19 protein-coding genes are annotated in these 17,164 nt (G+C 68.4%); 10 read left to right on the forward strand and 9 right to left on the reverse strand.

Annotated features, from left to right (window positions below):
* Positions 1–75: 75 nt before the first annotated feature.
* Positions 76–1,272 carry a TDT family transporter gene (locus ABZ319_RS31850; protein ID WP_354990235.1) on the reverse strand — a complete coding sequence of 399 codons (1,197 nt, stop codon included), beginning with the start codon at positions 1,270–1,272 and terminating at the stop codon, positions 76–78.
* A gap of 82 nt (positions 1,273–1,354) precedes the next feature.
* The gene (locus ABZ319_RS31855; RefSeq protein ID WP_354990236.1) at positions 1,355–2,797 is read right to left on the reverse strand and encodes an AarF/ABC1/UbiB kinase family protein; all 1,443 of its coding nucleotides are present in this window, start codon (positions 2,795–2,797) and stop codon (positions 1,355–1,357) included.
* A 107-nt stretch (positions 2,798–2,904) separates the two neighbouring features.
* Between ABZ319_RS31855 and ABZ319_RS31860 the strand changes: the two genes are divergently transcribed.
* Together ABZ319_RS31860 and ABZ319_RS31865 are read left to right on the forward strand one after the other, a co-directional pair.
* A complete protein-coding gene (locus ABZ319_RS31860; RefSeq protein ID WP_354990237.1) occupies positions 2,905–3,678 on the forward strand; it encodes a GntR family transcriptional regulator in 774 nt (257 codons plus the stop codon).
* A 495-nt stretch (positions 3,679–4,173) separates the two neighbouring features.
* Positions 4,174–5,739: an AarF/ABC1/UbiB kinase family protein gene (locus ABZ319_RS31865; protein WP_354990238.1), complete on the forward strand. Its 1,566-nt coding sequence runs from the start codon at positions 4,174–4,176 to the stop codon at positions 5,737–5,739.
* Between the two features lie 297 nt (positions 5,740–6,036).
* On the opposite strand, the gene ABZ319_RS31870 is transcribed toward ABZ319_RS31865, so the two are convergent.
* Both ABZ319_RS31870 and ABZ319_RS31875 read right to left on the reverse strand, forming a co-directional pair.
* Positions 6,037–6,372, reverse strand: a complete 336-nt coding sequence (locus ABZ319_RS31870) for a hypothetical protein (protein WP_354990239.1) — start codon at positions 6,370–6,372, stop codon at positions 6,037–6,039.
* A 6-nt stretch (positions 6,373–6,378) separates the two neighbouring features.
* Entirely contained in the window at positions 6,379–7,350 is a 972-nt protein-coding gene (locus ABZ319_RS31875) for an SDR family NAD(P)-dependent oxidoreductase (RefSeq protein ID WP_354990240.1), read from the reverse strand.
* 104 nt (positions 7,351–7,454) lie between these two features.
* Here ABZ319_RS31875 and ABZ319_RS31880 point away from each other — a divergent pair, with 104 nt between their 5' ends.
* Positions 7,455–8,384, forward strand: a complete 930-nt coding sequence (locus tag ABZ319_RS31880) for an SDR family NAD(P)-dependent oxidoreductase (RefSeq protein WP_354990241.1) — start codon at positions 7,455–7,457, stop codon at positions 8,382–8,384.
* A gap of 67 nt (positions 8,385–8,451) precedes the next feature.
* On the opposite strand, the gene ABZ319_RS31885 is transcribed toward ABZ319_RS31880, so the two are convergent.
* The 3 genes from ABZ319_RS31885 to ABZ319_RS31895 form a co-directional block, all read right to left on the reverse strand.
* Positions 8,452–9,711 carry a KasA/KasB family beta-ketoacyl-ACP synthase gene (locus ABZ319_RS31885; protein WP_354990242.1) on the reverse strand — a complete coding sequence of 420 codons (1,260 nt, stop codon included), beginning with the start codon at positions 9,709–9,711 and terminating at the stop codon, positions 8,452–8,454.
* A 94-nt stretch (positions 9,712–9,805) separates the two neighbouring features.
* Complete coding sequence (locus ABZ319_RS31890) at positions 9,806–10,402, reverse strand: SRPBCC family protein (RefSeq protein ID WP_354990243.1); 597 nt, start codon at positions 10,400–10,402, stop codon at positions 9,806–9,808.
* 130 nt (positions 10,403–10,532) lie between these two features.
* Entirely contained in the window at positions 10,533–10,973 is a 441-nt protein-coding gene (locus ABZ319_RS31895) for a phage holin family protein (protein WP_354990244.1), read from the reverse strand.
* A 121-nt stretch (positions 10,974–11,094) separates the two neighbouring features.
* Here ABZ319_RS31895 and ABZ319_RS31900 point away from each other — a divergent pair, with 121 nt between their 5' ends.
* Entirely contained in the window at positions 11,095–12,075 is a 981-nt protein-coding gene (locus ABZ319_RS31900; RefSeq protein WP_354990253.1) for an oxidoreductase, read from the forward strand.
* A gap of 101 nt (positions 12,076–12,176) precedes the next feature.
* Positions 12,177–12,431 (forward strand): hypothetical protein, encoded by a 255-nt coding sequence (locus ABZ319_RS31905; RefSeq protein WP_354990245.1) that lies wholly within the window; start codon positions 12,177–12,179, stop codon positions 12,429–12,431.
* 43 nt (positions 12,432–12,474) lie between these two features.
* Here the strand turns inward: ABZ319_RS31905 and ABZ319_RS31910 are convergent, their stop codons facing one another.
* Entirely contained in the window at positions 12,475–12,678 is a 204-nt protein-coding gene (locus ABZ319_RS31910) for a DUF397 domain-containing protein (RefSeq protein ID WP_354990246.1), read from the reverse strand.
* The gene (locus tag ABZ319_RS31915) at positions 12,675–13,637 is read right to left on the reverse strand and encodes a helix-turn-helix transcriptional regulator (RefSeq protein ID WP_354990247.1); all 963 of its coding nucleotides are present in this window, start codon (positions 13,635–13,637) and stop codon (positions 12,675–12,677) included. Before ABZ319_RS31915 ends, ABZ319_RS31910 begins: the two co-directional genes overlap by 4 nt.
* A 130-nt stretch (positions 13,638–13,767) precedes the next feature.
* Between ABZ319_RS31915 and ABZ319_RS31920 the strand changes: the two genes are divergently transcribed.
* From ABZ319_RS31920 to ABZ319_RS31940, 5 genes are all read left to right on the forward strand, one after another.
* Positions 13,768–14,199 carry a hypothetical protein gene (locus tag ABZ319_RS31920; RefSeq protein WP_354990248.1) on the forward strand — a complete coding sequence of 144 codons (432 nt, stop codon included), beginning with the start codon at positions 13,768–13,770 and terminating at the stop codon, positions 14,197–14,199.
* 4 nt (positions 14,200–14,203) lie between these two features.
* Positions 14,204–14,461 carry a hypothetical protein gene (locus ABZ319_RS31925; protein WP_354990249.1) on the forward strand — a complete coding sequence of 86 codons (258 nt, stop codon included), beginning with the start codon at positions 14,204–14,206 and terminating at the stop codon, positions 14,459–14,461.
* Between the two features lie 142 nt (positions 14,462–14,603).
* Complete coding sequence (locus ABZ319_RS31930; RefSeq protein ID WP_354990250.1) at positions 14,604–14,924, forward strand: hypothetical protein; 321 nt, start codon at positions 14,604–14,606, stop codon at positions 14,922–14,924.
* An 84-nt stretch (positions 14,925–15,008) separates the two neighbouring features.
* Positions 15,009–15,539 carry a nitroreductase family deazaflavin-dependent oxidoreductase gene (locus tag ABZ319_RS31935; protein WP_354990251.1) on the forward strand — a complete coding sequence of 177 codons (531 nt, stop codon included), beginning with the start codon at positions 15,009–15,011 and terminating at the stop codon, positions 15,537–15,539.
* A 35-nt stretch (positions 15,540–15,574) separates the two neighbouring features.
* Positions 15,575–16,345: a hypothetical protein gene (locus tag ABZ319_RS31940; RefSeq protein ID WP_354990252.1), complete on the forward strand. Its 771-nt coding sequence runs from the start codon at positions 15,575–15,577 to the stop codon at positions 16,343–16,345.
* The last annotated feature ends 819 nt before the right edge of the window (positions 16,346–17,164 follow it).

Raw genomic sequence — 17,164 nt, forward strand, 5'->3', positions numbered from 1 at the left:
CTCGGTGATGAGCTCGGAAAAAGCTGGGGCGTGCCACCCCCTCATCGGCATGCCCCAGCTTTTCCGTGTCGCGACCTATCGCGCGGGCGCCAGCAGTTCACCGTTGAGCAGTCCGCGTACGGTGCGGATGGCGACAACGCCCCAGGAGGCGACCAGCAGCGCGTACAGCGCCACCGCGATCACGGCGAACAGGTCGGCCCCGGTGTGCGCGAACAGCACGCTGCTGCCGGTGACGCAGGTGCCCAGCGGGAAGGTGAAGCCCCACCAGGTCAGGTTGAAGGGCATGGACTTGCGGGCGTGTGCGGTGACCGCGACGGCCAGCGCCAGCCACAGCATCGCGAATCCCCAAGTGGGAACCCCGAATACGAGCGAGAACACATCCATACCGGCCGAATCGCGATCGGGCAGCGCGGTGGGCGCGGCCGCGGCCAGCATGCCCGCGGCGGTTACCGACTGTCCCAGCGGTCCCAGCACCAGCCAGACGGTGGCGACCATCCCGGCGGCGGGCAGCCCGTGGTGCAGCAGCCGCGACCAGATGAGTGTGATCATCACGATGGCGGCGATCAGGCTCAGCCCGAACATGGCCAGGCAGGCGAAGAACATGGTGAGCCGGGCCTGACCGGCGGGCAGGTGGGGGATGAGCAGTGCGCCGGTGGCGGCCGAGACCATGGGCGGCACCACGGGCATGAGCCAGCCGCCGAAGGCCGAATCGGCGTCGAACCGATGCCGGGTGATCATGCGGTACGGGATGGCGGCGGCGGTGATCAGGCCGATGAGGGTGCCCGCGGACCACAGGACCCAGTCCAGGGTGAGCGCGGCCCCGAGCCCGATCACGTCCTTGCCGAGCATGAGCGCGCCCGCGCCGACGGTGAGCAACGCCATGGGCAGTGCGCCGTAGAACTGCATCATCACCGGGTTCGAGCCGTGCCCGCGGGCGCTGTCGGGGTAGCGGCGCCAATGCAGTGCCCACGCGCCGAGCAGGGTCAGCAGCAGCAGTGCGGCCAGCGCCCAGACCGCGGTGGCCGCGGCGTGCAGGCCCGGGACCCGCAGCGGCAGGGTGGCCGCGGCGTTGCCGACGATGCCGGTGCCCATGACCACGGCGAACCAGTTGGGGGCCAGGTGCCGCAGTGGCTGGGCGGGTTCCGCCACCGGCGGCCGCCCGTGCCCGGTCGGCGCCGGCTGCCCGGGGCCGGTCCGCGGCAGCGTCGACATTCCGGCCCGAGTGCGCGAAGTCGGCTCTTGTTCGGTGCGGCGGAAGGTCAGTGTGGTCATATATCGAGCATCGGCCCGGACGAGATCTCCCGGTAGCCGCCGCGATCCGATGGGTACATAGAACCGATCTATGTCCTGCCGGTCAGCTGACGACCGAGAACCGCCTGCCCGGCGCGGTGGTGCGCAACTGCCGGGCCAGACCCAGATCGGCCGGCTCGCCGCGGCGGCTGTCGAACCGCTCGAACACCGCCGCCATCTCGGGTGACCAGCGCGCGAACTCGCCGCGCACCGGGCCGCCGGTCTCGAGCTGGCACAGCACGCCGAGCGCGGTGAGCAGCGCGCGGGCGAACGGGGTGACGTAGGCCGGGATGGTCATCTGCCGGTGCGCGTTGGTGAGCCGCGGATCCAGCACGTACCGCACCCGCTCGCGCATCCACGCGGTGCTGAACCGGAACTCGCTGTGCGCCAGCGGTTCGGTCACCGTGGCCACGCCCTCGGCGATGGCCCGCACGTCGTAGGCGCGCTGCGGTTCGACGAACCCGTGCCTGCGCAGCGCGGCGTCCAGATCGCCGAGTTCACCGTTGAACACCGCGTCCATGACCTCGCTGACCAGGTCCTCGAATCCGGCATGCGGCCAGGACACGCAGGCCCCGAAATCGACGACGCCGAGCCGCCCGTCCGGCAGCACCCGGAAATTGCCCGGATGCGGATCGCAGTACAGCAGCCCGGTGCGCACCCACGAGGACAGCAGGAACCGCAGGATCAGCATGCCGACCCGGTCGCGTTCCTCGGGCGCACCGGATTCGATGACCCGGGTCACGGGCGTGCCGTGCAGCCATTCGCTGACGATCACGTCCCCGCGCTGGGTGATGACCCGCGGCACCACGAAATCCGGATCGTCGGCGTAGGTCTCGGCGAAGATCCGCTGATGCTCGGCCTCGGCCGCGTAGTCGAGTTCCTCCACCACGCTGGTACAGATGGCCTCGGTCACCGCGGGCACGTCCGCGCCGGGCACGAACACCGTGGCCAGCACCGACAGTCGCCGCAGCTGTTCCAGATCCCCGCGCACCGATTGGTGCGCCCCGGGGTACATGACCTTCACCGCGACCGAGCGGCCGTCGCGCCACACCGCGCGGTGCACCTGGCCGATGGAGGCCCCGGCGGCGCGCCGATCGTCGAATTCCTGGAAATTCCAGCGCCAGCCGCGGCCCAGTTCCGAGGCCAGCACCCCGTGCACGGCGGCGGGCATCATGGCGGGTGCGGAATCCTGCAGCTGGGACAGTGCCCGGCGGTACGGCTCGGCGAGTTCGGGCGGCAGGGCCAGTTCGTAGAGCGCGAGCAGCTGGCCGAGCTTGGCCGCGCAGCCCTTCAATTCCCCGAGCACCTCGAAAATGTGCTGCGCGGTGCGCATTTGGATGTCGAGGTTGATATCGGCGGTGGATCGGCCGCGGGCGCGCTGCGCGACTCCGGCGGCCTGTCTGCCCGCGAAAGCGATGGGCAGCGTGGCGATCTTGGCGTTACGCACCGCCGTCCGCACCGGTGGTGTGCCGCCCCCTGAACGACTGCCGATTCGACGCTTCGCCATTGTTCACCTCATTGTGTGCACGGCCTGCCGCACCGCGCACGTGCAGTTTGGCATATGGGAGCATAAACTGTCTGGGACATATCCGATAGTTGTCGAAAGGTGACAGGATGGGTGCCCAGACGGTCGTCGCCGATGTCGCCGACATACTCGCCCGCCGCGTCGCGACCGGGGAGTACGCGCCCGGTGATCTCATGCCCTCGGTGCGCCAGGTCGCCGACGAATTCGGGATGAACCGGGCTACGGCCCAATTGGTGCTGGGGCGGCTCGAGTCCTACGGCTTCGTGGACGCCCATCGCGGGCGCGGGTTCACCGTGCGCGATGTGCGCCGGGCCGGTGGCCTGGACGTCTATCGGCGTTTGTTTCCGTTGTCCGCGCACGCACCCGAGGTGGCGGCGGAGATGTTCGCCGCCATCGTGGCCGCCGAGCGGATCATCGTGCTCGACGCGCTGCTGGACTACACCGAGGCCGACGGCGGCGTCGACCCGGCCGAACTGCACGCCGCCGTCGACGAACTGGAGGCCCTGGCCCGCGCGGACGAACTCGACTACGCGGCCATGCTCGCCATCGAGGTCGAGATCGTGCGCACGCTGCTCACCGATCTCGGCCACGGGCTGCCCCGGGCGGTGCTGAACTCGGTGGGGGAGATGCTGTTCGAGGTGCCCGCGGCGGTGCGGGCGTACTTCGCGGCCTCGCCGGACCTGCACGTGCTGGTGTGGCGGGCGCTGCTGGCGGTGTGGGAGTCGAGTTCGGGCCCGACCGAGGCGCAGCTGGCGCTGTTCGAGGACCTGTTCGGGCTGTACCACGAGAAAGTGGTGGCGCGCTTCGGCGAATTGATCGGAGCGGGCGCGGGCTCGGCGGCCGGCCGCGCGGAAACGGCCTGAGCGACGGGCGCGCGCAACGGCCTGAGCGACGGGCGCGCGCAACGGCCTGAGCGGCAGCCGCGCGCAACGGCTCGAGCGACAGCCGCGCAGAACGGCTCGAGCGACAGTCGAGCGGAAACGGCCTGGAGGACAGCCGCGCGCAAATGGCTTGGGCGACAGCCCGGCGCAGATGGCCCGGACGATGTCCGAGCGCAGACTGCCCGGGCGACAGCCTAATCGGCCGTCCCGGTCGTTCGCCAGGCGTTTCGTGCGGCCGCGGCGGATCGAACGCCGAAGCCGCGATGCGCGATGCCCGCCGGGCGTGATCGCGCCGACCCGTGTCGGATTCGCGGTGATCGTCGGTCTTGTCCGCATGCGTCACGTGCAAGAAGCGCAGTGCCGCAGTCCATTTGACCAACTGTCTGAGACATTCTACATTCAGCGTGTGTGCCGGATGGGCACGCGCCTCGCATCAGTGATCGAGGCTGCTTTCGCGATACCGAATCGAGGCACCCGATGGCGGGCAAGAGACGAACCGGCCTGGCGCGTTCGGCGAAGATCGCCGCGTTGCCCATGGGCATCATGGCCCGGCGCCTGACCGCGACGAGCAAGGCCATCTTCACCGGCGCCGATCGCGAGACCATCGACGAGGCCCTCGTCGACAAGGCCGCCGACGAGATCTTCCGGGTGCTGGGCGAGCTCAAGGGCGGCGCCATGAAGCTCGGGCAGGCACTCAGCGTCGCCGAGGCCGCGGTGCCCCCGCGCTTTGCCGACCGCTACCGGGATGCCCTGGCGCGCTTGCAGAGTCAGGCGCCGCCCATGCCGCTGGCCCAGGCGCATCGGGTGCTGGACGAACAGCTGGGCACGCGCTGGCGCGAGCGGTTCGCAGATTTCGAGGATGTGCCGGTGGGTGCGGCCAGCATCGGCCAGGTGCACCGCGCGGTGTGGAAGGACGGCCGCGCGGTCGCGGTGAAGATCCAGTACCCCGGCGCGGACGTCGCGCTCATGTCGGACCTCAAACTGTTGCGCATGCTGTCGAGCACGTTCGGGGTCTTCATGCCGGGCGTGGACGTGAAAGCGCTCATCGAGGAGTTCGTCGACCGCACCGCGGAGGAACTCGACTACCGCATCGAGGCCGATCACCAGCGCCGGTTCGCCGTCGCCTACGCCGATGATCCGGATTTCTTCGTGCCGAAGGTGGTGGCGAGCTCGCCCAAAGTCCTGGTCACCGAATGGATGGACGCCGTTCCGCTGGGCCGCGTCATCGCCGAAGGCACGGCGCGCCAGCGTGATCGGGCCGGGGAGCTGCTGGCCGCGTTCGGGTTGAGCTCACCCGCACGGGTCGGCTACCTGCACTGCGATCCGCACCCGGGCAATTTCCAGCTGCTTCCGGACGGCCGCCTGGGCATCCTGGATTTCGGGGCGACCATCGCGCTGCCCGGCGGGCTGCCCCGGGTGGTCGGCGAGCTGGCCCAGCTCGCGCTGGACGAGGATTACGACGCCCTGGTGCGGGCGCTGCACGACAACGGCTTCGTGCGCCCCGGGCATCAGCTGGACATGGAGCCGGTGCTGCGCGTGGTCGCGCCCATCGTGGCGGAGTTCCAGGGTGACCGCCTGCGGATCAGTCGTGAGCTGTTGCAGGAACACATGGTTCGGGCCACGGACATGCGAAACCTGTCCGTGCAGAACACCTTCGCGGTCCGGACCCCGCCGGAGCTGCCCGACCTGGTCATGCTGGGCAGGGTGCTGGGCGGCATAGTCGGGGTGTGCGCACAGCTCGACGCCGAGGCCCCCTACCTGGCGCTGGTGCGGCGCTGGCTCCCGGGCATGCGCCCGCCGGAGCCGGTGGGGGAGCCGGTGGCCGTGGGCGTTCCGGCAGCTGTGGGCGTTCCGGCGCAGCTCCAAACCCCCGACGCTATCGCACCCCTTCCGGCGGCTGTGGGCGTTCCGGTGGCCGTGGGGGAGCCGGTCGCCATATGTAATCCGGTGGCCGTGGTCGCGCCCGCGGTGGCCGCACTCGCGGTGCCGGGTGAGCCGACCCCGACGAGCTCGGAGAAAGGGGCCGTCGCGGCGGACCGGTGACGGTGTCGCCGGGCGCCGCTGACCCGGACGCGGGGCGGTGACCGCCGCTCATGACGCCCCCAGCCGCTGGTGAACCGATCGCGGGCTGCGGGCCGAAGCTGCCACCGCAACAGCGGGTTTCAGCCCACCATCATTCCGGCGCCGACGAGCGCGGCGATCACGGTCAACGCCATCGCCGATGGCCGTGGACCCGAGATCCGGGGCGGCGGCCGCCGATCACGAAGCTCCCGGCTGCTGGTGAACCGAGCGGAGGTCGGGTGCCTCGCCGGAACTGAAGCTGCCACAGCGGCAGCGGTTTCAGCCCACCATCATTCCGGCGGCAACCAGCGCGGCGATCACGGTCAGCGCCATCGCGGCCAGAATGACCAGATTGCGGCGCAGCGGTGGTTCGGCGGGGGCGGGCTCACGCTGTACACCAGCAGCGGTTTTGCCCGGCTCGGCGGCGGGACCGTCCGTGCCGGAGCCGGTTTCGGCGGTAGCGTCCGTGGCCGAGTCGGAGACGGCGGTGGGTGCGGCGGAGATCGGCTCGGCCGCACCGGGATTCGCAGCGGCGGTGGTGACCGCGGCTGGGACAGCAGTGGAATCGGCCGGGGTGGGCTCGGATTCGGCGGGGGTGGGCGGAACTGTCGTCACGGTGGCTCATCTCCTCATCGGTGTCGGTGGATCATCGTATTCCGGTGGTTCCCAATAGGTTTGCAGGCCCGGTCGCTGTGGCATGAGTTCGGCCGCCTCGCGCGCGATCCCCAGCACCGCGGGATGGTCGATCGCGAACCGCACCGCGCGCTCCACCTCGGGTCCGCTGATGGTCCGCATCAGCGCCCGGGTGAGGTGGGGGAAAGCGCGCGTGAGCCGGTAGGCCAGCTGGGATTCCGCGCGCAGCGGCAGGATCTCGCGATTCACCGCGGCCGCCTCGACGATCTTGCGCCCGGCCTTGTCCGGATGCATGCCGAGCAGGGTCATGCCCTTGACGACCATTTGCCGGGTGATCGCGACCTGCTCCGCGCTCAGCGTGGCCAGGCTGGCCGTGGCTGCCAGGTTGGTGGCGATCAGCCCGGGGCAGGCGACCGTCACACCGATTCCGTGCGTTGCCATTTCGATGCGCAGCGTCTGGCTGAAATGCTTCACCGCCGCCGCGGTGAAGCAGTAGGGGGTACCCAGCCGCAGGGCGGCGAAGGCGGCGATGGAGGAGATGTTGACCAGCTGCCCGCCGGTCCCGCGCTCGGCCATCTGTGCGCCGAACAGCTTGCAGCCGTGCACGATAGCGGTCAGGTTCACATCGACGATGCGCTGCAGATCGGCCGGCCGGATCTCGAAGAACGGCCCGCCGACCACGATTCCGGCGTTGTTGACCACCACGTCGGGAACCCCGTGCGTGGTGCGCACGTACTCGGCGAAGGCTTCGAGCGAGAGCGGGTCACCCACGTCCAACGCGTAGGGAGTGGCGCGCCCGCCGTGCGAACGGATCAGGGACACAGTGTCTTTGGCTGTAGCGAAATTGATGTCGGCGACGATGACCTGTGCACCACGTGCGGAGAGCGCCTTGGCCGTACCCCGGCCGATGCCGCTGCCCGCGCCGGTCACCACCGCCAGTTCCGGGTGAAAGGGGTTCATGGCTCGTCTCTCCTCCGGCTGGAGAGACAGAGTGTACACTGTCTGGGACAGATGGTGATAGTAGAGGAACGCAGCACCGCAGCCGCGGAATCAGGGGACAGCTCATGCCAGGCTTCGACAATGAGGTTGTCGTCGTCACCGGCGCCGGCGACGGCATCGGCCGCGCGGTCGCCCATCGCTTCGCCCGCAAGAGAGCCGTGGTGATCGTCGCCGACATCGACAAGGCCCGCGCGGTGCGCACGGTCGAGGAGATCGACGCCTTCGGCGGCACGGCCACGCCGTTCGCGGTCGACGTGGCCGACGCGGCGGCCATGGAAAGCTTCGCCGAGGACGTGCACGCCGACTTCGGTGCTCCGCGGGTATTGGTGAACAATGCCGGATTCGTCACGGCCGGGCCGTTTCTCGAACATACCCTCGAGGACTGGGAGCGCCTGCTCGGTGTGAACGTCTGGGGACTGGTGCACGGCTGCACCCATTTCGGACGTCAGATGATCGCCTCTCGGCGAGGCGGGCGAATCATCAATGTCACGTCGGTGGCCGCCTTTGCTCCGATTCCGTCCAGCACCCCGTACTGCGCGACGAGGGCGGCCGCCCAGATGCTCACCGAAGGGCTGCGGCTGGAATTCGCTGGAACCGGGGTGGGCGTTACCGCCGTCTGTCCCGCGCTGGTGCCGACCGGTATCTACGAGGAGCATGATGCCGACGGCCCCACCGCCGCGGCGGCATCGGACGCGGCCCGCACGGCGCGAGGCACGGCGGATCCGGACGAACGCTGGGTGACCCACGGCCCGGACAGTATCGCCCGCACCATCGTTCGCGTCGCGGCTCGCAACCCCGCGGTGGTGCCCACCCCCATCGAGGCCCGGGCTCTGTACCTGGCGAACCGCGTGTCCCCGGGCGGCGCCCGCATTGCGGCCCGGGTGCTCGAGCCCGAACGCCTGACCCGCCTGCGCGCCCGCTGGTCCCGCCCCGCGGCCCTGACCCGCCTGGACGATTACCTGGCTCGAAAACTCCGGGAGCGCGCGGACCACTGAGAATCGGGCCGGCTGTGTGTGGTTCAGCGGCGTGGCCGAGTCGGTTCCGGGCCCGCGAGGTGGCGGCTCAGTAGCGCCCGAACAGCACGGCGGCATTGTGACCGCCGAACCCGAACGAGTTGTTGAGCGCGAATTCCACCGCGGTCCGGCGCGGTTTCGTGTGCACTACGTCGAGATCGATCTCGGGATCCAGATTGTCGAGATTGAGGGTCGGCGGTATCACCTGATCGCGCAGCGTCAGCACCGACAGGATCGCCTCCAGCGCCCCGACCGCACCCACCGAGTGTCCCAGCGCCGATTTCGGCGCGTACACCGCCGGGTGCGTGCCCACGGCGGCGGCAATGCCCTTGGCCTCGGCCAGATCTCCGATGGTGGTGCCCGTGGCGTGCGCGTTGACGTGATCGACCTCGGCCGGACTCACCCCGGCGGTCTGCAGTGCGCGGCGCATGGCCCGCGCGCATCCCACGCCATCCGGATCGGGCGCGACCAGGTGGTAGCTGTCGGCGGTGAGTCCCGCCCCGAGTAGTCGAGCCAGGGGTTCGGCCCCGCGCGCGAGCGCGTGCTCCTCGGCCTCGACCACCAGCAGCGCCGCGGCCTCGCCGAACACGAATCCGTCCCGATCCCGATCGAAGGGCCGTGAGGCGCGCTCGGGTTCCTCGGCGCGCGTGCTGACCGCCCGCGCCATGGAGAATCCGGCGACGGCAACGGGATTGATGTATCCCTCGACCCCGCCCGCCACGATCATGTCGGCCTCCCCGAGCACGATCGACCGCCACGCGTGCACCAGCGCCTCGCATCCGGAGGCGCACGCCGACACCGGCGTGACCAGTCCGGCCCGCGCGCCGATCTCGAGCCCCACCACGCCCGATACCCCGTTCGGCATGGACATCGGCACCGCGAAGGGCGAGACCTTCCGATACCCGTGATCGCGCATGGCGTCATTGGCCTCGACGATGCTGTCCGCCCCGCCCAGTCCGGTGCCGATGCACACCCCGAGTCGATCCGGATCCACCTCGGGCCGTCCGATGGTGTCCCACAGCCGTTTTCCCATGGCGTACGACATCTGCTGCACGTAGCACATGCGCCGCTTGCGAACCCGGTCCAATTCCTCGGTGGGATCGGCGACGAGTTTGCCGCCGATCGTCACCGGCAGCTCGAGCCGTGTCAGTTCCGGATCGGTGAGCTTGCCGATCCCGCTCGCTCCGGCCAGCAAACCCTGCCAGGTGCCCTCGGTATCGGCGGCGATAGACGTGGTCATCTCGACCGCGGTGATGACCACGTCGCGAAAGCCGCCGCCGCGGGTGGAGAAGGTCTCGAGTGTATTCACTGTGGAACCCCTTAGCGACCAATCAGCAAGCACGGCAATGATATTGCGGTCTTGACGAGGGTAGCCGCCGGTGTCCGCGCGAGTGGGGTGAAGCTCAGATCCGCGTGCCGAGGCCCTTGATCGCCCAGGCCGCGAACGGGCGCGCGAACGGAGCGCCCCAGCGCAGCGGCAGGAAGCCGCCGACGCGCGGTCGCACGGCGATCGTCCAGGCCAGCGTGGTGCGGCCGTCGTGCTCGGTGAGCCGGTAATCCTGCGCGAATCCGCTGACCAGCACGGGAATCGAGATTCTGGTGCCGGTCACGGTGAGGCGGGTGTGCGGGGTGTGGGTGACGACGCGTTCCTGGACGGCGAACAGCGGTGCGTCGAAACTGCGCATCGCGCCCACGCTCCGGGAGCCGTCGCGATAGCGAATGCCGGTGATCAGCGGCAGCCAGGAGAAACCGCCGTCGAGTTGCAGTGCGTCCCAGACCTTCGCGGCGGGAGCTGTGAATTCCCTGGTCGCGGTGACCGCGAAAACACCGCGATCGGCGAGGAATTCATCGACCTGTTCGGCAGCCAGGGGGTGTACCGCGAAGCCGCCGCCGGCCAGGACCGCGCGCCGCCATCGGTGCAGGAACACGGCGGTGATCGCGGCGGCGATCCCGCCCGCCACCAGGAGTACGACCGCCGCGACGACAAGGGTTTCGAACATGGCTCGGCTGCTTTCTGGAGAACCGCAGGGCGGCTGCGCCGGGCCCTCGGCCTCGACCACCCGCCTCAATTGTCTCAGACACGATAGCGGGCAGTATGGGATTCTGCCGAGCGATGATCTGCGGGCTTGTTCAGAAACTATTGGCGCCCTGGCTGTTTCGCCTGCCGAATCGCACCAGCGCCGCGTTGGCCGCACCGGCCGCCCCGCGAGCGGCCCGCACGCTGCGCAGCCGGAAGATCTGCCACACCCCGAGCAGCGCGGCGATCCCCGCCGGGACCAGCATGATCGCAGAGGTGAGCCCCAGCGCGGCCCAGTGCGGCATCCACTGCCCGAGGAGCTCGACCAGGAAAGCGAAGAAGTAGATCGTGCCGTATGCCGCGGCAACCAGTGCGAATCCCAGTGTCGCCATGACGAATACGGCGCGCGCGAGTTCGGCGAGCACGGCCTTTCGAGCCCGGTGTGCCCGGGGCGCGAGCCAGGCGGTGAATTCGGCGAACAGCTCGCGCGCCGCCCGCTCGAAGGGGCTGGGCGGGATCCGTAGCGCCGTGCCGTAGTTGTGGTGGTCGGCCATCGTGGCCCCCTCGATCCGATCGGTAGGCGACGGCGGCCCGCCGCGAGAACTGTCGCAGCCTAACACGAGCGGCTAGTCTGTCTCAGACGATAATGTCGTGCGTAAGAGGAGCGTGAAGGTGATGGCACAGGTGCACACGGCCGCGGCGAAACCGGCGAACCCGCCCTTGATCGCCCGGCGCTGGACGGCCGCCGATATCCCCGATCTCAGCGGCAAGACCGCCGTGGTCACCGGCGCGAACAGCGGCCTGGGCCTGCGCACCGCCGAGGCGCTGGCGGCCAAGGGCGCGCACGTACTCATGGCCTGCCGCAACGAGATCAAGGCCGCGGCCGCGCTGGAATCGGTCGCGGCCGGAGCCACCGGGCCCAAACCCGAAGTCCTGCCGCTGGATCTGGCCGACCTCGCCTCGGTGCGGCGCGCGGCCGACCACCTCGACGTGCGCGATGTCCCGATCGACCTGCTGGTCAACAACGCCGGCGTCATGGCGCTACCGCGCAGCGCGCGCACCGCCGAGGGCTTCGACGCCCAATTCGGCACCAATCATCTCGGCCACTACGCCCTGACCGGGCTATTGCTGCCCGCGCTGCTGCGCGCGCCCGCGCCCCGCGTGGTGACGGTGTCCTCCATCGCCGCCTGGGGCGGCGTGATCAATTGGCTCGACCCCAACTGGCGCGTGATCTACCTGCGCTGGCTCGCGTACAGCCAGTCCAAACTCGCGAACCTGCTGTTCACCGCCGAATTGGACCGCCGCGCCCGCGCGCACGGCACGCCCTTGATCGCGGTGGCCGCGCACCCGGGCCTGTCCGCGACCAACCTCTATGAATCGACCCCCGAGCAGGGCTGGACCGCGCGCATTTCCGCGTTGCAGCAGCGCGCGCTGGTAGCGCTGGCGCAATCGGATCGGATGGGAGCACTGCCGCAGCTGTACGCCGCGGCCGTCCCCGGCCTGGCGGGAAATTCCTACGTCGGCCCCGCGCTGGAGACCCTCGGCTATCCGCGGCGCACACTGCGAAACCCGCTGGCCTACAGTCGCGCCCAGGCCCGCGCACTCTGGCGCATGAGCGAGAAGCTCACCGGCATCGCCTACGAGTGGCCCGCCTAGCCCGGCCGAAACCCGCCGCACGTGCGAGAATCTCCCCTGCCGTCGGGTAGCGCGCCCGCCCGCACGGTCGCATATCTCGAGACCACCGTGAGGAGACGTCGTTGAACGTCAAGTATCTGGCCGCCCTCCCCGCCGCCGTCATGGCGGTGGCTCCGGTGTTCGCCGTCGCGGGAACGCCTTCCGCAGCCGCGGCAGCGCCCCGCACCTACGTCTGCACCGCCGAGACCTGGGGCGGCGACCCGCTCCCCGCCGTCACCGTCGAAGCGCGCAAGAACCTGCGCCAGGCCAAGGGCCTGGCCCAGACCGAATGGCGCGGCATCGCCAAGTACGCGACCATCGAGTGCAAGCCCTCCTGAGCATTCGCCGCCCGGGCTCCCGGAGGTATCGATCCTCCGGGAGCTAGCGATCGAAGGTTCCGGCCTTCAGCTCGGAAACGAAGGCATCCCAGGCATTTCCGTCGAAGACGAGCGCGGGTCCGGCGGGATTCTTCGAGTCCCGCACGCCGACCATGCCTTCGGCCAGGTGAGCGGCCTCTACGCATTCCCCGTTGGGGCGGCTGTAGCTGCTCTTGAACCAGTTCGCGCCGGTCACGGCAATATTCACGCTGAGTACTCCTTCGCAAAGCCGACGAGCAGCTGCCTGCTGGCGTCTTCATCCAACGCTACGCGGCGGATGTCCGCGACCGCATTTCTGTGACGCTGTATGGCCTTGTCCTCTTCGAGGAACAGGGCACCTTCCCATTCCTCGATGAAGATCACTGGCGGTTCGATCAAGCCTCGGTCGCGCAGGGGTGGGAACTCGAGCAGAATGAACGATTGGGCGATCAGGCCGAGGTAGCTACCCACGCTGTGAGGTACGACCCGTATGGACACGTTCGACATCTGCCCGACCTCGGTCAGATGGATCAACTGATCGGACATCACCGCTGGGCCGCCGATCTGGTGTCGCAGCACCGACTCCGACAGCAGAACGTCGACTAGAAAGGTGTCACCTTCCTGAATCCTGGCTTGTCGGCGCGTTGCCAGTTCGATTCGTCGCTCGATGTCGACGCCGGACATGTCGGGGTCATTGGTGACGATCATCGACCGGCGATACTCGGGCGTCTGAAGCAACCCGGGTAACAGGGTCAGCTGAAATGCGGTGAACCTGTTGCATACCTCTTCGAGCCCCATGTAGTGATCGAAGTGGCTACCCACCACATCCGAATAGGCGCGCCACCAACCGCCTTTCGGGTCACCCTTGGTTGCCTTCGTCTCCTCCACCAACGCGAGAACCTGCGCGCGTTGATCCGCGCTGGCCGCGTACAGATCCAGTAGTGCGCTGAACTGGGGAGTGCTGATCTTGACTCGCTGTCCCGCTTCCAATCTGTTGATACTCGGCGGTGACATGTCGATGGCCAAACCTGCTGAAAGCTGGGACTTTTGAGACTTCTTTCGGAGTTCACGCAGCAGCCGTCCAAGCGCTCTGCGTGGAAGAGTCGAGCCAACCATTTTGTTAGCCTCGCTATTTGGGTTCTGTTCCTGCTGAAATGTGTCTGGCTGAAAGTTCAGTGTATTCCGCATGGATTTCTGTGTGAACGTTTCAGTTCGAGAAGTTCTGTTGTGTACTTGTCTTATCCGGGGATGATCGAAGGCGGGAATGTCTCGATTGCCGGATCCAAATATCCGCAGCTGAGCCGACCGGAGATGCCGAATGAGCCCTGCCGCAAAGCAACTCGATCACGACCCGCTTCCGGGCGGTGAGTTGACCGTCGATCGTGCCCGACAAGAGCTGTCCGCCCACCGCGATTGCCCGACCTCCATCTGCCGCCGCAAGGCGCAGGCGAAAGCACTGCTGGCCTTCGACATCGGCGCGCCGGCCGAGCCCGCTCCGGCCCTACCGGCGTGGGTGCGCCCCGGCGCGCGCGTCGTGGAACTGTCCCAAACTCGCGGCATTGTCCTGTCCCGCTTGCGTATCACGGCCATCACCGGCGAAGCGATCATCCTCGAGGGCGGCTACCGATACCCTCTTGCCACGATGCATACCTGCGTCACGACCGGGCACACCGTCTTCACCCGCCAGAATCCCTACCTCCCCAACTGCCGCCTCCGCCTCGCCGCTCCCGACCACCCCGAAGCGCGGTAATCCGATGAATTTTCCCGAAGGTCAACCACTTCCGCCCGCCGCCTCGCGGCTCGGCGACTCCGTCAGCGACGCCATCGCCACTCGATCCGCCCAGCTCGCCGACTGCGATTTCCCCACCGACGCCTACCTCGGCGTGATCGAAGCCGCCCAGGCTCGCGCCGCCCACCGAGTCTGCGATCCCGCGACCTGCACCACGCTCCTGCGCGCCAACCAGATACTGCGCGCGGCAACCGAGATGCTGTTCCCTGCCCGGCCGCAATAAACAGTGGCGCAATAGTTTTCGGCATGGACACCGATGAATCCAGCCCCAGATTTTCGGGGTGCGTCCCTTTCTTGAATCGTCTACGTTTCACTTCTGTCGCTCGTTAGCATCTGCCATCGAGATCGCCAATCTGGAGGCACACTTGAAGCGATATCTGACCGGCATACTCCTCACCGGTGCGGTAGTGGGTGGCGCACTCGCGGCGACGACGGGCACCGCTGCCGCCGCGAACACCGGCAGCTCCACCGGCAGCTGGGGCGTGGACGCCGCCATCCTCGTAATCGGTTCCGGCAGCACCGAATCCCCGTTCGGCACGGCATGCCCGGCCGACAACAGCCCCTGCGGCCTACCTTCCGGCTCTTTCGATCAACTCGTGGTGAACCCCCTGCTGACAGCACTGCTGGGCAGCCCCGACCAGTCCCCGTTCGCCTCGGGCTCCTCCGGAGGCGGGGTCCCCGAATAGCGGTCATCGCGAGGTAGATTTCAGAGCTGAACGCATACTTGCCTCGGGCCGCGCAGGCGGCCGCAAGAGTATGGGGGAGAGCTCATGGCCGGAACGGGCAAAGCCGATCGGACGCAATCGTTTCCGTCGCGACTGGGCCGCACGGTCGATTCGATATCGCAATTCGCGAACAGGCGTGGAATCTACTTCGGCCGCCGTTCCACCCGGGCGCACGTAGCCCTCTACCGCAGAACCGGCGGCCGACTCGGTGGTCATCTACCGGGTCGGCCGAACGCCCGAATCCTGCTCCTCGACCACGTGGGAGCCCGATCCGGCATCCACCGCACCTCACCGGTGATCTATTGCGAGAGTGGCGATGTGATCGCGGTGATCGCGTCCAAGGCCGGCCAACCCGCACACCCCGCGTGGTTCCACAACCTCGTAGCCAACCCCGAGACCACGATCCAACTCGGCGCCGAAATCCGCCATGTGCGCGCTCGCGTGGCGACCGCCGACGAGCGAGCGGCACTCTGGCCGATCTGCGCGGAAACCTACCCCGGCTACGACTTCTTCCAGCGCCTCGCCCACCCCCGAGTCATCCCGATCGTGCTGCTCGAACCCTCCCCGAAAACCTGATGCCCGTGCCGTCCTCGCCTGGCTACGCTGGGCCGGTGAGTTGGAACATCGCAGATAGAGCCCTTGTTTCATGGCTCGGCACCCCGGACACGGACATCGGATGGTGCGGCTATGAAACAGCGTCGACCCCCGACGCCGTCTGGCTGCTGCACGCGATGTACGAACACGATTCGGCACCATCGGAACTCACCTACAACGACGTCCGGCAACACCGTCTCGCCGCGGGATCGAAGGAACCCTTCTCCCTCCCCGGCCTCGCCGAGATCGACGCCCGCTCGGTGGAGATCGGAAGCTCGGTGGGCCGATCCCGGCATCCCGGCCCGGGCTGGCGGCGACTGCGCTGGGCCGAGCTGGCCGATCGCCTGGGCGAGCAGCCTGTGCCCGAGGGCATGCTGCCCTGCTACCGCTGTCTCCCCGGCGCGACGACCAACGGCAGCTGGCCGGTCAGCATCCGCCCACCCGCCGAGGGCTCACTCGACCGTGAGTCCTGGCACGTGCTTCTTGAGGTCCTGACCGCATGCTCCCCGCGGGGAGCGGCCACGCCCTGCGTCGCCTACTTCGGCCCGGGTGCGAGCGGTGAGTTCGATACCGGCATAACGGTGTCGGGCCCGCTCGGCTCGGCTGCCGAGCTCTACGACCACCCCGGCGGTCAAGGATCCCCGTCGAATCTGTGGGCCGCGGATCGGTCCTGGATCACGTGGTCGGACTGGGATCTCTGGGGGACGAAGGTAACCGGCCCGCCGGAGGTGGTGGCGGCGGTTCTGGGGAGTTCGGAGCTCGAGGGGTTGCGACTGTCCTGGGGGTGAGTATTCGGTGGTGGTTGTGGGCTTCGCTTCTCGTGTGCGTGGCCGGGTCGCCGGTGTATCGGAGGGTTGGGAGATTGGCTGGGTTCGAGGACGACTGGATAACGAGAACCAGCGGGGACCGATGGGGGGTCGGGCTGCAGTTCCAGTCCTTCCGGGGGAGCAGCCTGGATAACGAGTACGAGCGGGGTGCGGTCGGGGAGGTCGGGCGGCGGTTCCAGCTCTGCCGGGGGGAGAACTGCCTAGACGGCGGGTACCAGCGGGGGAGGGGCGGGGTGCGGTTCCAGCCCTCCCGGGGCAGAGCAGACTGGATAACGAGAACCAGCGTTGTCACGTTTGGGAGTGAGGCTGCGGTGGGGTGCCCTACCGCAGGAAGAGCAGCCTGGATAACGGAGTAGCAGCGGGGTCCGGTGGGAGCCTCGACGGCGGTACCAGCCCTCCCGGGCCGATAAACGGGATCCACCACCGGCGGGGGTACGAGCGACCCTCGAATCGACTACCGCTCAACACAATCACCTGAGGCAGTACCGACATTCAGCGATGACGGATCTTGTGTCTGTAGAGCTCGAGAAGGTTCCCACGGCCATCCAGCCACGCTGGGAGGGCGAATCAGCTCCCAGCTGGGGAGCCGAGGTCGGGTACGGCAGGCGAGGTAACCAGCACTGCCGCGTTGTTCTTGCTTGTTCTCCCGAACCCCGTCGGAAGATGAAGGGTGCGTGTGGGTCTCGGCTACGTAGGCCACTGGAGTGAACACCGATGGTCCTTTGTTGTTGGCCTTGGCTTTGCGGTTTCGGCTGCGGGGCAGCGCTCTAGCAGAGTCGC

Source organism: Nocardia sp. NPDC005978 (assembly GCF_040614455.1).
Lineage (GTDB): Bacteria > Actinomycetota > Actinomycetes > Mycobacteriales > Mycobacteriaceae > Nocardia.